We start from the raw sequence: 18,635 nt of genomic DNA on the forward strand, positions 1-18,635 counted from the left end.
CGGGAGGAGGGTGCTTCCGGCCACGCTCCGCGTACGCGCCGCCACACGCACACAACACCGCCACCCTGCGCTCACCCGTTCGGCGCAGGCGCCTTGCCAGGAGCGGCGAGCAGATCACTTGGGCGCGTCGTATCCTGCTCGGACAGTCGGCTGTCGAGTCACACGGGAAAACAGCATCACCACGGCACCACCCCGCCCGTCCGCTGCTGCCGGTACCACCGGCGCGTCAGTTCGTTTGACAACGACGTACCCCGACGACGTATCAAGACGATCCGTTGACCCTTTTTTGACTGTTGAACGTTGACCGTCGACAGTTGATTGATCTAGACCGTTGACCGCAGACCGCTGAGACCGCATAGCGATCGCCCCTCGACACGCTGGCGCGGTTCGGGGGCGTACGTGGCCGTTCGACTGGAGACGCACGTGGCCGGGCGCATCGAGGATTACGCACTTATCGGAGACATGCAGACCGCCGCCCTGGTCTGCCGGGACGGCACAGTGGACTGGCTGTGCCTGCCCCGCTTCGACTCGCATGCCATTTTCGCCGGGTTGCTCGGCACCGAGGACCACGGTTTCTGGCGCCTCGGCCCCGCGTACGCGGCCGGCGCGGAGCCGCCGGCCGCGACGCGCCGCGGCTATCTCGGGGATTCCCTGATCCTCGAATCCGAGTGGGACACCCCGCGCGGCACCGTCCGCGTCACCGATTTCATGCCGCCGCGCGACGGCGCGCCCCAGCTGACCCGGATCGTCGAGGGGGTCACCGGGCGCGTCCAGATGCGCTCCGCGCTGCGGATGCGTTTCTCGTACGGGCGCATCACGCCATGGGTGCACAAGGTCGAGGGGCGCACGGTCGCGGTGGCAGGACCGGACTCCGTGTGGCTGGACTCGGAGGCGGAGACGTACGGCAAGGACCTGACGACGTACTCCGACTTCACCGTGGGCCCGGGCGAGCGGGTGGCGTTCACCATCCAGTGGCAGCCCTCGCACAAGGACCAGCCGCCGCTGCCGGATCCGCGGGGCGCCCTCACCGCGACGCAGGACTTCTGGCGCGAGTGGGTCGAGCACTGTACGTACCACGGCCCCTACCGCGAGGCCGTGGTGCGCTCCCTGATCACGCTGAAGGCGCTGACGTACGCGCCGACCGGCGGCATCGTCGCCGCGCCGACCACCTCCCTGCCGGAGGAGATCGGTGGCGTCCGCAACTGGGACTACCGGTACACGTGGCTGCGGGACGCGGCGATCACCCTGTCGTCGCTGCTGCGCACCGGCTACCGCGAGGAGGCCCGCGCCTGGCGCGAGTGGCTGCTGCGGGCGGTCGCGGGCGACCCGGAGAACCTGCAGATCATGTACGGCATCGCGGGCGAGCGTGAGCTGGGCGAGGCCGAGCTCGACTGGCTCCCCGGCTACGAGAACTCGGGGCCCGTGCGCGTCGGGAACGGGGCGGCCCACCAGCTCCAGCTCGACGTGTACGGCGAGGTGACCGAGGCGCTGCACCTGGCGCACATGACGGGCCTCGCCCGCAACGACTACGCCTCGCTGCTCCAGCTGAAGCTCATCCAGTACCTGGAGAAGCACTGGGACGAGCCGGACGAGGGCATCTGGGAGGTGCGCGGACCGCGCCGGCACTTCGTGCACTCGAAGGTGATGGCGTGGGTCGCGGTCGACCGGACCATCAAGCTGCTGGAGTCGGGCGAGGCGGACGGGCCGCTGGAGAGGTGGCGCGAGCTGCGCGACGACATCCACCGGGACGTGTGCGCGCGGGGCTACGACGCGGAGCGCAACACGTTCACGCAGTCGTACGGCAGCAAGGAGCTGGACGCCTCGCTGCTGCTGATCCCGCAGATGGGCTTCCTGCCGCCGGACGACAAGCGCGTCATCGGCACGATCGAGGCGATCCAGCGGGAGCTGTCGACGACGGACGGGTTCATCCTGCGGTACCCGACCGACGGTGACAGCGCCGGCCTGGACGGGCTGCCCGGCGACGAGGGGGCGTTCCTCGCCTGCTCGTTCTGGATGGCGGACGACCTCGCGATGATCGGGCGGGTCGACGAGGCCCGCAAGCTCTTCGAGAAGCTGCTCGCCCTCCGCAACGACCTGGGACTGCTCGCCGAGGAGTGGGACCCGCACCTGCAGCGGCAGGTCGGGAACTTCCCGCAGGCGTTCAGCCACGTGCCGCTGATCGACACGGCACTGCGGCTGACCTCATCGGGGGCGTACAGCGGCTGACCCCCGGGATGCCCACGGGGCGGACACGCCGGTACCGTCCGCTCCATGGACAGCTCCCTCACCCCGCAGAACGCCCCAGGCGGCATCACCGTGCAGCGCGCCCTGGAGCTGCCGGGGCTGCGCAGCGGGCTGCCCGAGGTGGTGGCGGGCGCGGACCGGCTGCGGCGGACGGTGCGCTGGGTGCACGCCGGCGAGGTGCCGAACATCGCGTCGCTGCTCAAGGGCGGCGAGCTGCTGCTGAGCACGGGGTACGGCATCGGGACCCGGCCCGCCGAGCAGCGGGCCTTCGTGCGCAAGCTGGCCGAGCGGGGCATCGCGGCGCTGGTGATCGAGCTGGGGCAGCGGTTCGCGCGGCTGCCCGCGGCGCTCGTGGAGACGGCGCGGGCAGCTGGCCTGCCCCTGGTGCAGCTGCACCGCGAGGTGCCCTTCGTGACGGTCACGGAGGAGATCCACACCGAGATCGTCAACGGGCACTACGCACTCCTCCAGCGGGCCGAGGAAGTGCACCGGCGCTGCACGCAGGCCCTCCTCGACGGCGGCGGCGTCCCCCAAGTACTGCGTATCCTCGCCGAGTTCAGCGGCAACCCGGTCTTCCTGGAGACCGTCGACGGACAGCTCCTGTACGCGGCCGGGGTCGCGGCCGACGCCGCCGACCCGCTCCAGGTGTGGCAGGGCATGCGCTCGACGCACCAGGACGAGCCGCCGGGCGGGGCCGTGTTCGTGGACGTGCCGGGCGGTGGTCCGGGCGCCGGTTCGGTGCGGGCGCGGCTCGTGCTGCTCCCGGTGTCGGCGCCGCTCGCGCCGGTGCACCGGATCGCGGCCGAGCGGGCCGCCGGGTCACTGGCCGTGGTGCTGATGCAGGCCCGGCAGGAGGAGGAGCTGGCGGCGCGGGGGCGCGGCGACTTCCTCACCGATCTCGCGGAGGGCCGGATCACGCCGGAGGACGCCCCGGCGCAGGCCCGGGTCCTGGGATTCCGGCCCACCGGCCAGGGGCCGTTGCTGCCGGTGGTGATGCGGCTGCCCGAGGCGTCGGCCGGTTCGGTGGGCCTCTCCCCCGGCGGCGGCTGGGCGGTGCTCGCGCGGGCCGTGTCGGAGGAGCTTGCCTCGGTCGGAGTGCCGGTCCTGCTGGGCGTACGCCCCGTCGAGGGGCGGGTGCCGCTGCTGCTCGGGCTGCGCGCGGAGTCGGAGCGGCCGGCGGTCGCGGAGCGGGTCGCCGTGGCGCTGCGCGCGGGCGTGGACCGGGCCGGGATGCGACGGGCGGGCGCCAAGGCGCCGGTCGTGGTGGTCGGCGGCGCGGGCGGCTGGGCCGCGGCGGCGGCGGGTCTGCGGCACGCGGCGGAGACGGCGACCGCGGCCCAGGGCCTGGACGACAGGGCGTGGTACGACGCGCGGCGCCTGGACATCGACCTGCTGCTGTGGCGGTTGCACTGCCACGACGAGGGGGCTCTGGCGGCGTTCGTGGAGCGGGCGATCGGCCCGCTCCGGGACCACGACCGGCGGGCGAAGCCGCCCCTGCTGCCGACGCTCCAGGTCTACCTCGCGCACGCGGGCCGCAAGGCGGAGACGGCGCGCGAGCTGCATCTGAACCGGCAGACCCTCTACAACCGCCTCGCCCGGATCGGGGAGTTGCTCGGCACCGACCTGGACGATCCACAGACGGTGCTCGCGCTGAGCCTGGCGCTGCGGGCCCGCCACCATCTGTCGTAGGCGGCCGGGCGGCTCAGAAGGCCCCGGTCAACTCGTCGTAGACACTGAGTACTTGGGTGATGGTGGCGTCCTCGGTCGGCCAGGACGCGGCCTGCGCGCTGCCCCGGTCCACGAGCCGCGCACGGTGCACGGGGTCGGACAGCAGCCGCTCGACGGCCCGGGCGAGCGCGGGAGCGTCGCCGTAGGGCACCAATTCGGCCGCTTCCCCCACGAGTTCGGGGATGCCGCCGACCGCGGTCGCCACCAGCGGCACCCGTGCGTACAGCGCCTCCTGCGCGAGCAGCGAGCGCGACTCCCAGCTGCTCGGCAGCAGCGCGACATCGGCGGCGGGCAGCAGTTCGGCGATGTCGTCGCGCCGGCCCACGAGCCGCACAGGCAGCCGCTCCGTCTCGATACGCCGCTGGAGCGCGGCCCGTTCGGGCCCTTCACCGGCGATGACGAGCAGCGGCGAGGGGTCGCGGTCGAGCCAGGCGTGGGCGGCGTCGAGCAGCACGTCGTAGCCCCGGTGCCGCTCCAGGCTGCCCACGGCCATCAGCAACGGGCGGTCCACGGCGCCGAGTTCGGCCCGGGTTTTGTGGCGGGCGCGCTCGGCGTCCTCGGCGTCCTCGGCCTCCTTGACGCTTCCGGGGCTGCCGGCGCTTGCGGGGTCGACGTGCTCCGGGCGGCGCGGCAGGAAGGAGACCGCGGCGAGCCGGGCGTCGCGGGCGCCGCGCGCCCTGGCCCGGTCGACCAGGTCGGAGGAGGTGCCGAGGACGACGGACGCCGCTCTGGCCACACGCCGCTCCAGGATGCGCAGCAGATGGGCGCGGGCCCCTTCCGCGTAGGAGCGGGTGTGCCAGGTGACGACGAGCGGGATCCGGCGGCCGTGGAGCGCGAGGGAGGCGCGCAGCGCGGCATGCAGCCCGTGCGCGTGCACCAGGTCGGCGTCGGCGCAGGCCACCCGGAGCGCGGCGACGGACGCCGGGTCGCTCCGGCGCGGCACCGCGAGATGGTGGGCGCCGACGTCGCCGAACCCGTACGCGCGCTCGGCCTCGGACGGCGCGCACACGGTGACGCGCACGCCTCGGGCGACCAGGCCGGCGGCCAGCGAGCGGACATGGGCGCTGCTGCCCGCGCTGCCGCCACCCAGCACCTGCACGGTGCGCAGCGGCGATTGTCCGTGCGCTGAGTAGCTGCTCACGTGGCTCACGCGGCGGGGCTCCTGTGGGGTCGGTTCGAGTGGTCCAGGCCAGGATGCCAGCCCGTACGGACGTTCCGGCACCGGCCACGGTCCCCCACCGGGCGGCCTCCGGGCAACCCGGCGCACCGGACCACCCGCACGGGTGAGGGGCCGGCCCGCCCCGATCCCCGGCCGGGGCCCTACGTCCGGCCGGCCGACGTGAGGTCCTGGCGGGCCCACGCGCTCACGCGTTCCCCGGCCGCGGCCGCCGCCACGAGACCGGCGGCGTGCGCGGCGAGCCCGGCCCTGCCGTTGCCCGCGACGATCGCCACGCCGAGCGCGGCGCCCAGGGCGTGCGCCCCGGCGTCGCCGAGCATGCCGCGCTCCGCGAGGTCGTCGGGGAGCACGGCAGCGGCGGCCCCCATCGGCGCGGCGGTGAGCGACCCGCGCAGCAGACCGGCGGCGCCCAGGGCGAGAGCGGTCCCGGCCGCGCGCCCGGGGCGTACGTCCACCAGGTTGAGGAGGTGCGCGGTGCCCGCGACGACGACTCCGGCGAGCACCTTGTCGGCGCTGCGCTCCTTCAGCAGCGTGCCCGCGACGAGCCCGGCCGCCGAGACGCCGAACAACTTGACGGCGCCGCTGGTCAGTTCACCGTCCCGCAGCGCCCCGAGGTGCGCGCGGAAACCACGCCGCGGATCGCCGGCCCCGGCCATGTCGTCGTAGGCGCCGCAGGCCCCGGCCGCGAGCGTGGCGAGGAGGGTGGCGGTCCGCGTCCCCGGTTCCGCGCCGAGCGCTCCCGCCGCGACACCGACCGCGGCGGCGGGCCCGGGGCACAGATCGACGGTGCGGCCCGCGTGGTTCGTCCGCTCCCACCGTCCCGCGCCGCCCGGCTTCGTGCGGCGCAGGGCGGTGCGGGCGGCATGGGTGACGCCCGCGGCGAGGGCGGCGGAGGGCAGGGCGCGGGCGACGGCGGTCACGCGTTCACCCCGGCACCCGCGCATCGGCCCGCGAGGAGCTACACATCGGCCCTGGCCGCTTCGAGGAGCTCCTCCGCGTGGGCCCGCGCCGTCTCCGAGTCCTCCTGGCCCGCGAGCATCCGGGACAACTCCCGTACGCGGTCCTCACCTTCGAGGACGGTGACACCGGAGCGCGTCACCGTTCCGTCGTTGGTCTTCTCCACCAGCAGCTGGCGGTCGGCGAACGCCGCGACCTGCGGCAGGTGCGTGACGACCACGACCTGCGCGGATTTCGCGAGCTTGGCGAGCCGGCGGCCGATCTCGACGGCCGCCTTGCCGCCGACACCTGCGTCGACCTCGTCGAAGAGGTACGTGGGGACCGGGTCGGTGCCCGCGAAGACCACCTCGACCGCGAGCATCACCCGGGACAGCTCACCGCCGGACGCCCCCTTGGCGATGGGGCGGGGCGGCGCCCCGGGGTGCGGCGCGAGCAGCAGCTCGACCTCGTCGACCCCGCTGGGCCCGCAGACCACGGTGCGGCCGTCGACCTCGACGCCGTCGCCCGCGCCGGTCTCGCTCTGCCGGATGTCGAAGGAGACCCGGGCGTGCGGCATCGCGAGCGACGCCAGCTCGTCGGTGACGGCGGCCGCGAACCGCGAGGCGGCCTCGGTGCGGGCGTTCGTCAACCCCTGGGCCAGCGCGCCGAGTTCACCGCGCAGCGATTCGCGCTCGGCGGCCAGCTCGTCGATCCGCTCGTCGTCGCCGTCGAGTTCGAGGAGGCGCGCGGCGCTCGCCTCGGCCCATCCGAGGACGCCGGCGACATCCTCGCCGTACTTCCGGGTCAGCTGGGTGAGCGCGGCCCGCCGCTCCTCCACGGCCGACAGCCGCAGCGGGTCGGCGTCCAGGTCGTCGGCGTACCCGGCGAGTTCGGCGGCGACATCGGTGAGCAGGATCTGCACCTCGCCGATCCGCTCGGCGAGCGCGGCCAGCGCCGGGTCGTGGGACCGTACGGCGTCCAGTGCCCGGTTCGCGCCGCCCACCAGGGTCGTGGCGTCGACGCCCTCCGGGTCCTCGGGGTTCCCGGCGAGGGCGGCGTGCGCGGCGGCGGCGGCCGAGGCGAGCGCCTCCGCGTGCCCGAGCCGCGACGCCTCCTCGGCCAGCTCCACGTCCTCCCCGGCGCGCGGCTCGACGGCGGCGATCTCGTCGAGCCCGAAGCGCAGCAGATCCGCCTCCTGCGCCCGCTCCCTGGCGCGCGTGGTGATCTCGTCCAGTTCGGTACTGACCGCCTTCAACCGCTTGTACACGGCCGCGTACTTGGCGAGCGGCACCGCGACGGCGTCCCCGGCGTACCGGTCGAGCGCCTGCCGCTGCCGGCCGAGCTTCAGCAGGCCCTGCTGATCGGTCTGGCCGTGCACGGCGACCAGCTCGTCGGCGAGCTCGGCGAGGACACCCACCGGCACCGACCGCCCGCCCAGGTGCGCCCGCGAGCGCCCCTCGGCCGAGACGGTGCGGCTGACGAGCAGCACTCCGTCGTCCAGCTCGGCCCCGGCCTCCTCGGCGCGCGCGAGCGCACCCGAACCGGCGGGCACGGCGATGCGCCCTTCCACCACGGCGTTCTTCGCGCCGATCCGCACGAGTGCGGGGTCGGCGCGCCCGCCGAGCAGCAGCCCGAGGCTGGTGACGACCATGGTCTTGCCCGCGCCGGTCTCGCCGGTCACCGCCGTGAAGCCGGGTGACAGCTCGACCACCGCGTCGTCGATGACTCCGAGCGACCGTATCCGCATCTCCTCCAACACGGACACGACCTTACGAGGTCGGAGGCCGTCTGTGCGACGGGCCCCGGCCCAGGTGCCCCGAAAGGGGCGCGGGGAACGCCACGACCAGCCACGACGCACCCTGGGTCGGCCACGATCCGGTGACCGGCGATGACCGGCCCCAGGCCCTGTCCCGGCCTCCCCGTCCGCCCCACCCACCGGGTGGCCGTCGGGTACGTCCTCCGGGTGGCTGGCGGGTACGTCCTCCGGGTGGCCGGCGGGTATCCGACGGCAGGCCCTAGTGCGGCGCCCCGCGCCACCCGGCCACCGGCAACGCGAACTTGGCCACCAGGCGGTCGGTGAAGACCGCGTGGTGCAGACGCGCGAGCCGCACCGGCACCGCCCCTCGCCGTACCTCCACGCGCGCCCCCGCGGGCAGCTCCACGGTCCGCCGCCCGTCGCACCACAGCACGCCGTGCGGCGTGTGCGGCTGCACCTCGACGGCGAGCACCGAGTTCGGCGATGTGACCAGCGGCTTCGCGAACAGCGCGTGCGCGCTGATCGGCACCATCAGCAGCGCCTCGACCTCGGGCCACACCACGGGCCCGCCCGCCGAGAACGCGTACGCCGTCGACCCGGTCGGGGTCGCGCACACGATCCCGTCGCAGCCGAACCCGGTGACGGGCCGCCCGTCGATCTCCAGGACCACCTCGAGCATCCGCTCCGGCTCGGTCTTCTGGACGGCGGCCTCGTTCAGCGCCCAGTCGCGGTGCACGATGTCGCCGTTGCGGTGCACGACGACGTCGATCGTCATGCGCTCCTCGACCTCGTACTCCTTGGTGACGACCCGGTCGACGACCTGGTCCAGGTCGTCGCGCTCGGCCTCCGCCAGGAAGCCGACGCGCCCCAGGTTCACCCCGAGCATCGGCACCCCGGAGGCCCGGGCGAACTCGGCGCCGCGCAGCAGCGTGCCGTCACCGCCGAGGACGATGAGCAGCTCGCACCCGTCGAGGCAGGCCGGGGTGGGGGTGGCCTCCTGGACCAGGTCCACGGAGGGCGGCAGCGGCAGATCGGCCGCCTCCGAGGCCAGCACCCGTACCCCGAGGCCGTTGCGCAGCAGCCCCTGGACGACGAGTTCGGCGCTGCGGATGGCCGCGGGCCGCCCGGTGTGCGCGAGCAGGAAAACAGTACGAGCTCGGGTCTGTGTCAACGCGGCCCCTCCGCCACTGCACGGTCAACGTCGGCCGGGTCCAGTTCGGGCGCACCGGCGCGCAGCCACAGAAAGTACTCGACGTTCCCTGAGGGCCCCGGCAGGGGGCTCGCGGTGACGCCCCGGACGCCGAGCCCGAGCTGGTGCGCCTGCGCGGCGACGCCCCGCACGGCCTGGGCCCGCAGCTCGGGGCTGCGCACGACGCCCCCGCTGCCGAGCCGCTCCTTGCCGACCTCGAACTGCGGCTTGACCATCAGCACGAGGTCCGCGTCGGGCGCCGCGCACCGCGCCAGGGCGGGCAGCACGAGGCCGAGCGGGATGAAGGAGAGATCCCCGACCACCACGTCCACCGGCACCCCGTCGATCGCTTCCGGCGTCAGTTCGCGTACGTTCGTACGGTCCTTGACGGTGACGCGTTCATCGCTCTGCAGGGACCAGGCGAGCTGCCCGTACCCGACGTCGACGGCGACGACGTGCGCGACCCCGGCCCGCAGCAGGACGTCGGTGAAGCCACCGGTCGACGCCCCGGCGTCCAGCGCCCGCCGCCCCTTCACCACGAGCCCCTGCGGGCCGAACGCGGCCAGCGCGCCCGCCAGCTTGTGCCCGCCGCGCGAGACGTAGTCGGGGTCGCTGTCGTCCGAGGCGACGACGATCGACACCCCCGTGTCCACCTGCGTCGCGGGTTTGGTCGCGACGATCTTGCTGACGCTCACCCGCCCCGCCGCGATGAGCTGACTGGCGTGCTCCCGCGAGCGGGCCAGCTTGCGGTGGACGAGTTCGGCGTCGAGGCGGCGACGTGCCACACCTGCCACGGTCGGTTCAGCTCCTGTGCTCGTACGTCGATGAAGGCCGGGGGCCGGCGTCCAGCGCGGTCAGCGCGGTGCGCAGTCCCTGGTGTACATCCTCGTACACCTCGACGTGTCCGTCCGCCGCGAGGTGGTCGACGTCGCGGAGCCGCTCCAGCAGCGCGTCCACCTCGTCGTGGCCGGTGGGGGCGGGCTCGATGCCGAGGGGAGCCGGGGCCGCGGGCTCGTACGACAGTTCGCCCGGGGGCGGGCCCTCGGCTTCGGCGGGAGTCTCACTCATGCCCAGACGCTACCCCGGAAGCCCGGTGTACGGTCGATCACGATGGCGACGACGGAGGAGTGCCGGGCGGCACTCGACAGACTCTCGGACAGCATGGCGGGCGCGGACGGCGACGTCCGGGCCGCCGCCGCGCTCGACCGCTCGCTGAGCTGCCACGTCACGGACCTGGACGTGACGTTCTCCGGGCGCATCGGCGGCGGCCGGATCGTGGTCCTGGACACGCGGCCGGGTCCGCCCGCCGAGAAGGCGCGGATCCGCCTCGCGATGTCGGGCGACGACCTGGTGGCGATGGTGGACGGCCGGCTGAACTTCGCGAAGGCGTGGGCCGCGGGCCGGGTCAGGCTGGAAGCCTCCTTCCGCGACCTGCTGCGCCTCAGGACGCTGCTCTAGCCACGGCCGGGGCCTTCGGGTGGCCCTGCTGCCGCGCCTTGCGGGCGGCCGGCACGACCAGCGGGGTCCCGGTCTCCGGGTCGTCGATGACCTGGCACTTCATCCCGAAGAGACGCTCGACGAGGTCAGCGGTGACGATCTCCTTCGGAGCGCCCTCGGCGATCACCTCGCCGCCGCGCAGGGCGATGAGGTGGGTGGCGTACCGAGCGGCGTGGTTGAGGTCGTGCAGGACGGCGACGAGGGTGCGCCCCTGCTCCTCGTGCAGCTCCGCGCAGAGATCCAGGACGTCGATCTGGTGCTGGATGTCGAGGTAGGTCGTCGGTTCGTCGAGCAGCAGCAGCGGCGTCTGCTGGGCGAGCGCCATGGCGATCCACACGCGCTGGCGCTGACCGCCGGAGAGTTCGTCGACGTACCGGTCGGCGAGTTCGGCGACGCCGGTGGACTCCATGGATTCCCGTACGACCGTCTCGTCCTCCGGCGACCACTGGCGCAGCAGGCCCTGGTGCGGGTAGCGGCCGCGGGCGACGAGGTCGCCGACGGTGATGCCGTCGGGCGCGACCGACGACTGCGGCAGCAGGCCGAGCCTCTTGGCGACCTTCTTCGCGGGCATCGACTGGATGACGTCGCCGTCCAGCAGGACGCGGCCCGCGCTCGGCTTGAGCATCCGCGACAGGGCGCGCAGCAGCGTGGACTTGCCGCAGGCGTTCGGGCCGACGATCACCGTGAAGGAGTTGTCGGGGATCTCCACGGACAGCTTCTCGGCGATGACGCGCTGGTCGTATCCGAGGGTCACGTCGTCGGCTATCAGCCTGTTCACTGCGGTGCTCCTTTGGTTCCGGTGCGGCTGGTCCGCCTGAGTGGTGTGCGTGCGGGCGCTCATATCCGCCCCGCCTTGCGCTCGGTGACCAGGAGCCACAGGAGATAGGCGCCGCCGACGACGCCGGTCACCACACCGACGGGCAGCTGGTCCGCGCCGAACAACCGCTGCGAGGCCAGGTCGGCGACGATCAGCAGCGTCGCGCCCATCCAGGTGGCGGCCATCAGGTTCGGACCGGGCGACTTGGTCAGGCGCCGCACGATCTGTGGGGCGGTGAGCGCCACGAAGGTGACGGGCCCGGCCGCGGCGGTCGCGGCCGCGGTCAGGAAGACGGAGGCGGTGAGCAGCAGCAGCCGGGTGCGCTCGACACGGATGCCGAGGGCGCCCGCCGAGTCGTCGCCCATCTCCAGCATCCGCAGCGGACGCCCGAACACGGCGACGACCGGGACGAGCACGGCGAACAGGAAGAGCAGCGGCCACACCTGCTCCCAGCCGCGGCCGTTGAGGGAGCCGGTCATCCACACGGTGGCGCGGGCGGCGTCCACGAAGTCGGCCTTGGTCAGCAGATAACCGTTGATGGCAGTGACGAACGCGGAGACGCCGATGCCGACGAGGACGAGCCGGTAGCCGTGTACACCCTGCTTCCACGCGAGGACGTAGATCGCGAAACCGGTGACGAGTCCGCCGACGAGCGCGCCGAGCGCGACCTGCGTGGCGCTGCCGCCGAAGATCACGATCATCACGAGCGCGCCGGCGGTCGAACCCTGCCCGAGGCCGAGCACGTCGGGGCTGCCCAGCGGGTTGCGCGAGATGGACTGGAAGAGGGCGCCGGACAGGCCGAGCGCGCCGCCGACCAGCAGGCCGACGAGGACCCGCGGCAGCCGCAGGTCGTTGATGATGAACTCCTGCCCGGCGTCGCCGTGGCCCGCCAGGGTGCGCAGCACGTCGAGGGCCGGGATCGGGAAGTCACCGGTGCCGATCAGTACGACGCTCGCGGCGAGCGCGGCCACGACCAGGACGGCCACGACGACGGTCGAGCGGACGTCGAGCCGCACGGAGAGCCCGCCCGGGGTGCGCAGCGCCTTCACTGACTTCGTCGTCTGCGCTGACTTCGTCGTCTGCGCTGACTTCTTCTTCGTCTGCACTGACTTCGTCGTCTTCGTCGTCGTCTTCACAGCTGGGCCAACTTCCGGCGTCGTACGAGAACGATGAAGACCGGCGCGCCGATGACGGCGGTGACGATGCCGACCTGGAGTTCAGCGGGGCGGGCCACCAGCCGGCCGACGACGTCGGCGCCGAGCAGCAGGACGGGCGAGAGCACCGCCGCGTACGGCAGGATCCAGCGCATGTCGGGCCCGGTGAAGGAGCGCACGATGTGCGGCACCATCAGGCCGACGAAGACGATGGGCCCGCAGGCCGCCGTCGCGGCACCGCACAGCAGGGTCGCCGCGGCCATGCTCAGCGCGCGGGTGCGGCCGAGGTGCGCGCCGAGGGCGCGGGCCGTGTCGTCGCCCATGCCCATCGCGTTGAGCGGCCGGGCCAGTCCCAGGGCGAGCACGGCGCCGACGGCGATGAACGGCAGCACCTGCTGGATCGTGTCCATCTTGGCGCTGGCCAGCGATCCGACCTGCCAGAACCGCATGCGGTTGAGCGCCACGTCGTCGGTGATCATCACCGCGTAGAGGTAGCCGGACAGAGCCGCGGTGATCGCGGTGCCGGCGAGCGCGAGCCGCACCGGGGTCGCGCTGCGGGTGCCGCCGAGGACGTACACGAGGACACCGACCACGGCGGAGCCGAAGAAGGCGAACCACACGTAGCCGCTGAACGAGGTCACCCCGAAGAAGCTGATGGCGGTCACGACGGCGGCGGAGGCGCCCATGTTGATGCCGAGGATGCCCGGGTCGGCCAGCGGGTTGCGGGTCAGCGCCTGGAGGACCGCGCCGGACAGGCCGAGCGCGAGCCCGGCCAGCAGGCCGAGCAACGTCCGCGAGACCCGCTCACCGACGACGATGTCCGCATAGGTACCGGTGTCGTGGAACAGCCCGTGCCAGACCTGGTCCAGAGCGAGCGGTTTGGCGCCGACGGCGATACTCGCCACAAGAACGGCGAGCAGCACGACGACCGAGGCGAGAAGCCCGGCCGTGCGGAGCACCGCACGGCGGCCGGGGGGCGCGGGAGCGGGGTCCGCGCGCGTTTCTGGGGGGCTGTCGACCAACACGAGGTTAGGCTAGCCTATCCTCCGAATCGGCCACATCCTGCTGCGCCGAGACAGGCGTCTCCCCGGGGCAGCAGCCATCCGGAGGTGCCATCCGGAGGACCGGCCGCGGCAGCCTGCCGGAGGACCATGGCGGGCGGTCTGCCCGAGCCGGCCCCGCTCGCACTTAAGGGGCCGGCCCGCTCGCTCGTTACAGGTCCAGCCGCTCCAACGCCTTCGCCGCGTCCAGCTCGCACGCCCCGTCACCGGCGGCCGTCCAGGCGGCGGCGCACAGCGCGCGCAGCCCGTCGATCGCGTCGCCGTCGCCCTCCAGCTCCACCCGCTCGTCGCCGGCCGAAGCGGTCCATCCGCCGCACCGGAACCCGCCCTGCTCCTCGGTCACCTCCGGCTGTCCGGTCAGCATCCCGCGCAGATCGCGGTCCACGTACGTCGGCCGGTGCTGCGGCGGCGCGGCCAGCAGCTGCGCCCCGTCGGTCACACCGGTCAGTACCAGCAGCGAATCGACCTCCCCGTTGAAGGCGCCCTCGATGTCCGTGTCCAGCCGGTCCCCCACGACCAGCGGCGTTTTGGCCCCGGTGCGCAGGATGGTCTCCCGGTGCATGGGCGGCAGCGGCTTCCCCGCGACCTGCGGCTCCGCCCCCGTCGCGATCCGGACCACCTCGACCGCCGCCCCGTTCCCCGGAGCGATGCCGCGCCCGCTCGGGATTGTCAGGTCGGTGTTGGAGGCGAACCACGGCACGCCCCGCGCGATGGCATAACAGGCTTCGGCGAACCGCCCCCACGCCATGTCAGGACCGCCGTACCCCTGCGCCACCGCGACAGGCTCGTCGTCGGCGGAGTCGACCGGCACGAGCCCCCGCTCCCGCAGGGCGACCCGCAGTCCTTCCCCGCCGATCACCAGCACCCGCGCCCCTTCGGGCACCTGGTCGCTGATGAGCCGCGCGACGGCCTGCGCCGACGTGATGACATCGCCGGACCCGGTGGGGATCCCGAGCTCGCCCAGGTGCTCGACGACGGCGTCGGGGGTCCGCAGCGCGTTGTTGGTGACATACGCGAGCGCCATCCCCGCCTCGCGCGCGTCGGCCAGGGACTCGACGGCGTGCGCGATGGCCTGACCGCCCGCGTACACGACCCCGTCCAGGTCGAGCAGCGCGGTGTCGTACGCCTCGCTCAACGCCCGCGCGCTGCTCTCCGGCCGCGTCCTCGGCCCGCCGCCGGACGCACCGCTCGCACTCTGGCTCATTCTGTATCGCCCTTCCTCGATCCCACTCCCCCGATCATCCCCCACACCACCGACACTCGTACGATGCACGGATGAACACTGCAGGTGACGGCTTGGATCTGCGCCCCTTCCGCGGGGTGCGCTACGTCCCCGAGCGCATCGGCAGTCTCGCGGCCGTCACCTCTCCCCCGTACGACGTCGTCGTCCGCCCGGACGGCCTGCTGCACCTGGAGAGCGCGGACCCGCACAACATCGTCCGTCTCATCCTTCCGCAGGCCGGTCCTTCGGGGTCGCCGCAGGCACGCAACGACCAGGCGGCCGCCACCTTGCACCGCTGGCTCGCCGAGGGCGTCCTCGCCCCCGACGCCGAGCCGGCCCTCTACGTCTACGAGCAGCGCGACGGCGAGCTGCTCCAGCGCGGCCTCATCGGCGCCCTGCGCCTGTCCGAGGCGTCGGAGGGCGTGGTCCTGCCGCACGAGGACGTCATGCCGCACGTGGTCGAGGACCGCGTGGGCCTGATGCGCACCACGGCGGCGAACTTCGAACCGCTCCTGCTGACCTACCGCGGCGACGGCGACGCGACGGGCGCCACCGCCGTCATCGAACGTACCGTCGACAGCACTCCGCTCCTGGCCACGACCACCGAGGACGGTTACAGCCACCGCCTGTGGTCCATCACCGACCCGGCGGACATCCGGAGGATCCACGACGACCTCGCCCGGCACCAGGCCCTGATCGCCGACGGCCACCACCGCTGGGCGACCTACCTGCGGCTGCGCGCCGAACACCCGTCGCCCACCCCGTGGGACCGGGGTCTGGTCCTCCTCGTCGACACGGCCCGCTACCCGCTGCGCGTCCGCGCCATCCACCGGCTCCTGAACCGCCTCCCGATCGACCGGGCCCTCGCGGCGGCCGCCCCCTTCTTCCGCGTACGAGACGTCGCGGGCCCGCTCCCCGGGGCGATGGGGGCCCTCGCCGAAGCGGCACAGCACGGCAACGCGTTCCTCCTCACCGGCGCCGCCGACACGTACCACCTGCTGGACCGTCCGGACCCGGCCCTCCTCGACCGGACGATCCCGGCGGACCGCCCCGAGGAGTGGCGCACGCTGGACGCGACAGTCCTGCACTCCACGCTCCTCGCGCACGTCTGGGGCATCGCCGAGGACTCCCCCGCCGACGTCACGTACATCCACGACACGGAGGCGACGGTCGAGAAGGCGCGGCACGACGGCGGCACGGCGGTCCTCATGCACCCGGTCCGCGAGGAGGTCGTCCGCGAGCTGGCCCGTCAGGGGGTGACGATGCCCCGCAAGTCGACGTCGTTCGGCCCGAAACCTGCCACGGGCCTGGTCCTGCGCACGCTCACCAACGACTGACGGGCGGGCCCCCGAAGGAACCCGCCCGTCACGTCACACCATGCGCCGCCTACTTCTCGTCGGCGCCCTTCTTCTCGTCGTCCTCGTCGTCTTCGTCGTCTTCGTCGTCTTCGTCGTCGTCGTTTTCGTCCGACACCATGACGCCTTCGCCGGCGTCGTCGCCCGCGCTGTCGTCCTCGTCATCGTCATCGTCGGCGAAGGCGTCCACGAACTCGACACCGTCCATCTCGGCCAGCCGGTCCGAGGCGTCCGTGCTGCCGTCCTTGTCGGACTCCGCGGCCTTGGCGAACCACTCGCGGGCCTCGTCCTCCCGGCCGGCGGCCAGCAGCGCGTCGGCGTACGCGTACCGAAGCCGCGCGGTCCAGGGCTGGACGGAGTTCGAGGCCAGCTCGGGGCTCTGCAACGTCACGATGGCGGCGTCCAGCTGATCCATGTCGCGCCGGGCCCCGGCGGCGACGAGCCGCATCTCGACCTGCCCCTCCTTGTCGAGCTTCTGCACCTCGGGCGCCCCGGCCATCTCGAGCGCCTTCTCCGGCCGCCCGAGCCCGCGCTCGCAGTCGGCCATCACGGGCCACAGCTCTACGCGTCCGGTCATACGCCGCGCGGCCCGGAACTCGGCGAGGGCCTCGCTGTAGTTCTGGTTCGCGTAGGCGGCGAACCCGACGGCCTCACGGACAGCGGCGACCCGCGACGCGAGCCGCAGCGCGACCTTCGCGTACCCGTAAGCGCCTTCGGGGTCCTCATCGATCAGCCGGGCGACCATCACCAGGTTCTTGGCGACATCCTCCGCGAGCCCCTTTGGCAGGGACTGCAACTCCTGCAGTACGTCCTTGTCGAGCTCGAACCCGGTGACGTCCTCGGGGATCGGCAGCCGCTTGATCGGCTCGCGATCCCGCTCCCGCTCGTCGCGGTAACTCCCGCCACCACGGCGGTCGTCGCGCCGGTCGTCCCGACGGTCGTCACGTCCGCGGTACCCGCCGCCGGCGGGCCGCCCGCCACGGTCGTCGCGCCCACGGAAGCCACCGCCACGGTTGTCGCCGCCACGGTCGTCACGGCCGCGGAAGCCGCCGCTGCTGCTGCGGTTGTCGCCACCGCGGTTGTCGTCACGGCGGAAGCCGCCACCGCGGTTGTCACCGCCACGGTTGTCGCCGCCACGGTTGTCGTCACGCCGGTCATCGCGGCGGAAGGGGGGCCGGTCGCCATCGCGACGCGGACCACGGTCCCGGTCACGGTCGCCGCCGCCGCCGAAGGAGGGACGGTCGTCGCGACCACGGAAGCCGCTGCTGCTGCGGTTGTCGCCGCCTCGGTTGTCATCGCGGCGGTCGTCGCGGCGGAAGGGGGGCCGGTCACCATCGCGACGCGGACCACGGTCCCGGTCACGGTCGCCGCCACCGAACGAGGGACGGTCGTCACGACCACGGAAGCCACCGCTGCTGCTGCGGTTGTCGCCACCGCGGTTGTCATCGCGACGGAAGCCGCCACCGCGGTTGTCGCCGCCACGGTTGTCGTCACGCCGGTCGTCGCGGCGGAAGGGGGGCCGGTCGCCATCGCGACGCGGACCACGGTCACGGTCGCCGCCACCGAACGAGGGACGGTCGTCGCGACCACGGAAGCCACCGCTGCTGCTGCGGTTGTCACCACCGCGGTTGTCATCGCGACGGAAGCCACCGCCACGGTTGTCGCCGCCACGGTCGTCACGGCCGCGGAAGCCGCCGCCGCTGCGGTTGTCGCCACCGCGGTTGTCGTCACGACGGAAGCCGCCACCGCGGTTGTCACCGCCACGGTTGTCGTCACGCCGCTCATCGCGGCGGAAGGGGGGCCGGTCACCATCGCGACGCGGACCACGGTCCCGGTCACGGTCGCCGCCACCGAACGAGGGACGGTCATCACGACCACGGAAGCCACCGCTGCTGCTGCGGTTGTCACCACCACGGTTGTCGTCACGGCGGAAGCCACCGCCACGACTGTCGCCACCGCGATTGTCGTCGCGACCACGGAAGCCACCACCGCGGTTGTCACCACCACGGTTGTCATCGCGACGGAAGCCACCGCCACGGTTGTCGCCGCCACGGTTGTCGCCGCCGCGGCTGTCACTGCGGCGGTCATCGCGACGGAACGGGGGCCGGTCGCCGTCACGGCGCGGGCCACGGTCTCGGTCGCCCTGGGGGCGGTCGTCCCGCCGGTCGCCGCGCGGAGCGCCACCGCTGCGGTAGCCGCCCCGGTCACCACTGTCCCGGCGGCGCAGGTCGCGCTCCGGTCGCTCGTCGGGAGAGTTGGGGGACATCGGTGTGACTCCTGTCTTTGGTACTGCAAGTCATTCTCGCGCAGCCGAGGGGCCGGCGCGCTTCGAGAAGAGCTCTGGAAATACAAAAAGGACCTTTGGTCCCAGCATGTGTGCCGGGACCAAAGGTCCTCTCAAAAATAGTTCGGCGGCGTCCTACTCTCCCACAGGGTCCCCCCTGCAGTACCATCGGCGCTGTAAGGCTTAGCTTCCGGGTTCGAAATGTAACCGGGCGT

General features: G+C 73.3%; 15 protein-coding genes and 1 rRNA gene. 4 read left to right on the plus strand and 12 right to left on the minus strand.

From position 1 onward, the window contains the following. Positions 1 to 423 precede the first annotated feature (423 nt). Both ACZ45E_RS28830 and ACZ45E_RS28835 read left to right on the plus strand, forming a co-directional pair. Positions 424 to 2,226: a glycoside hydrolase family 15 protein gene (locus ACZ45E_RS28830; RefSeq protein ID WP_468225934.1), complete on the plus strand. Its 1,803-nt coding sequence runs from the start codon at positions 424 to 426 to the stop codon at positions 2,224 to 2,226. A gap of 45 nt (positions 2,227 to 2,271) precedes the next feature. Next, positions 2,272 to 3,933 (plus strand): PucR family transcriptional regulator, encoded by a 1,662-nt coding sequence (locus tag ACZ45E_RS28835; RefSeq protein ID WP_468225887.1) that lies wholly within the window; start codon positions 2,272 to 2,274, stop codon positions 3,931 to 3,933. A gap of 13 nt (positions 3,934 to 3,946) precedes the next feature. On the opposite strand, the gene ACZ45E_RS28840 is transcribed toward ACZ45E_RS28835, so the two are convergent. From ACZ45E_RS28840 to ACZ45E_RS28865, 6 genes are all read right to left on the minus strand, one after another. After that, positions 3,947 to 5,122 (minus strand): glycosyltransferase family 4 protein, encoded by a 1,176-nt coding sequence (locus ACZ45E_RS28840; protein ID WP_468225890.1) that lies wholly within the window; start codon positions 5,120 to 5,122, stop codon positions 3,947 to 3,949. A 170-nt stretch (positions 5,123 to 5,292) separates the two neighbouring features. Continuing rightward, positions 5,293 to 6,093: a hypothetical protein gene (locus ACZ45E_RS28845; RefSeq protein ID WP_468225893.1), complete on the minus strand. Its 801-nt coding sequence runs from the start codon at positions 6,091 to 6,093 to the stop codon at positions 5,293 to 5,295. Positions 6,094 to 6,107: 14 nt separating this feature from the next. Next, positions 6,108 to 7,832, minus strand: coding sequence for a DNA repair protein RecN (gene recN / locus ACZ45E_RS28850; protein ID WP_468225936.1), 1,725 nt, complete (start codon positions 7,830 to 7,832; stop codon positions 6,108 to 6,110). Positions 7,833 to 8,100: 268 nt separating this feature from the next. After that, positions 8,101 to 9,012: an NAD kinase gene (locus ACZ45E_RS28855; RefSeq protein WP_468225895.1), complete on the minus strand. Its 912-nt coding sequence runs from the start codon at positions 9,010 to 9,012 to the stop codon at positions 8,101 to 8,103. Further along, positions 9,009 to 9,824 (minus strand): TlyA family RNA methyltransferase, encoded by an 816-nt coding sequence (locus tag ACZ45E_RS28860; RefSeq protein WP_468225898.1) that lies wholly within the window; start codon positions 9,822 to 9,824, stop codon positions 9,009 to 9,011. Before ACZ45E_RS28860 ends, ACZ45E_RS28855 begins: the two co-directional genes overlap by 4 nt. 7 nt (positions 9,825 to 9,831) lie before the next feature. After that, positions 9,832 to 10,098 (minus strand): hypothetical protein, encoded by a 267-nt coding sequence (locus ACZ45E_RS28865; RefSeq protein ID WP_468225901.1) that lies wholly within the window; start codon positions 10,096 to 10,098, stop codon positions 9,832 to 9,834. A 42-nt stretch (positions 10,099 to 10,140) separates the two neighbouring features. Here ACZ45E_RS28865 and ACZ45E_RS28870 point away from each other — a divergent pair, with 42 nt between their 5' ends. Next, positions 10,141 to 10,488: an SCP2 sterol-binding domain-containing protein gene (locus ACZ45E_RS28870; RefSeq protein ID WP_468225903.1), complete on the plus strand. Its 348-nt coding sequence runs from the start codon at positions 10,141 to 10,143 to the stop codon at positions 10,486 to 10,488. Here ACZ45E_RS28870 and ACZ45E_RS28875 read toward each other — a convergent pair. From ACZ45E_RS28875 to ACZ45E_RS28890, 4 genes are all read right to left on the minus strand, one after another. Continuing rightward, positions 10,472 to 11,368 carry an ABC transporter ATP-binding protein gene (locus tag ACZ45E_RS28875; RefSeq protein ID WP_468225906.1) on the minus strand — a complete coding sequence of 299 codons (897 nt, stop codon included), beginning with the start codon at positions 11,366 to 11,368 and terminating at the stop codon, positions 10,472 to 10,474. The two genes, ACZ45E_RS28870 and ACZ45E_RS28875, sit on opposite strands and share 17 nt — an antisense overlap. Next, the gene (locus ACZ45E_RS28880; RefSeq protein ID WP_468225939.1) at positions 11,365 to 12,393 is read right to left on the minus strand and encodes a FecCD family ABC transporter permease; all 1,029 of its coding nucleotides are present in this window, start codon (positions 12,391 to 12,393) and stop codon (positions 11,365 to 11,367) included. Before ACZ45E_RS28880 ends, ACZ45E_RS28875 begins: the two co-directional genes overlap by 4 nt. 83 nt (positions 12,394 to 12,476) lie before the next feature. Further along, positions 12,477 to 13,523, minus strand: coding sequence for a FecCD family ABC transporter permease (locus ACZ45E_RS28885; RefSeq protein ID WP_468225909.1), 1,047 nt, complete (start codon positions 13,521 to 13,523; stop codon positions 12,477 to 12,479). A 187-nt stretch (positions 13,524 to 13,710) separates the two neighbouring features. Further along, positions 13,711 to 14,763, minus strand: coding sequence for an HAD hydrolase-like protein (locus tag ACZ45E_RS28890; protein WP_468225912.1), 1,053 nt, complete (start codon positions 14,761 to 14,763; stop codon positions 13,711 to 13,713). A gap of 71 nt (positions 14,764 to 14,834) precedes the next feature. Between ACZ45E_RS28890 and ACZ45E_RS28895 the strand changes: the two genes are divergently transcribed. Next, positions 14,835 to 16,118: a DUF1015 family protein gene (locus ACZ45E_RS28895; RefSeq protein WP_468225915.1), complete on the plus strand. Its 1,284-nt coding sequence runs from the start codon at positions 14,835 to 14,837 to the stop codon at positions 16,116 to 16,118. A 49-nt stretch (positions 16,119 to 16,167) separates the two neighbouring features. Here the strand turns inward: ACZ45E_RS28895 and ACZ45E_RS28900 are convergent, their stop codons facing one another. Then, on the minus strand, positions 16,168 to 16,989 hold the full coding sequence (locus ACZ45E_RS28900; RefSeq protein ID WP_468225941.1) for a tetratricopeptide repeat protein: 822 nt from the start codon (positions 16,987 to 16,989) through the stop codon (positions 16,168 to 16,170). A gap of 1,553 nt (positions 16,990 to 18,542) precedes the next feature. After that, a 5S ribosomal RNA gene (gene rrf / locus ACZ45E_RS28905) occupies positions 18,543 to 18,635 on the minus strand; the annotation flags it as partial.

It is taken from the genome of Streptomyces sp. NPDC030991 (assembly GCF_055571235.1).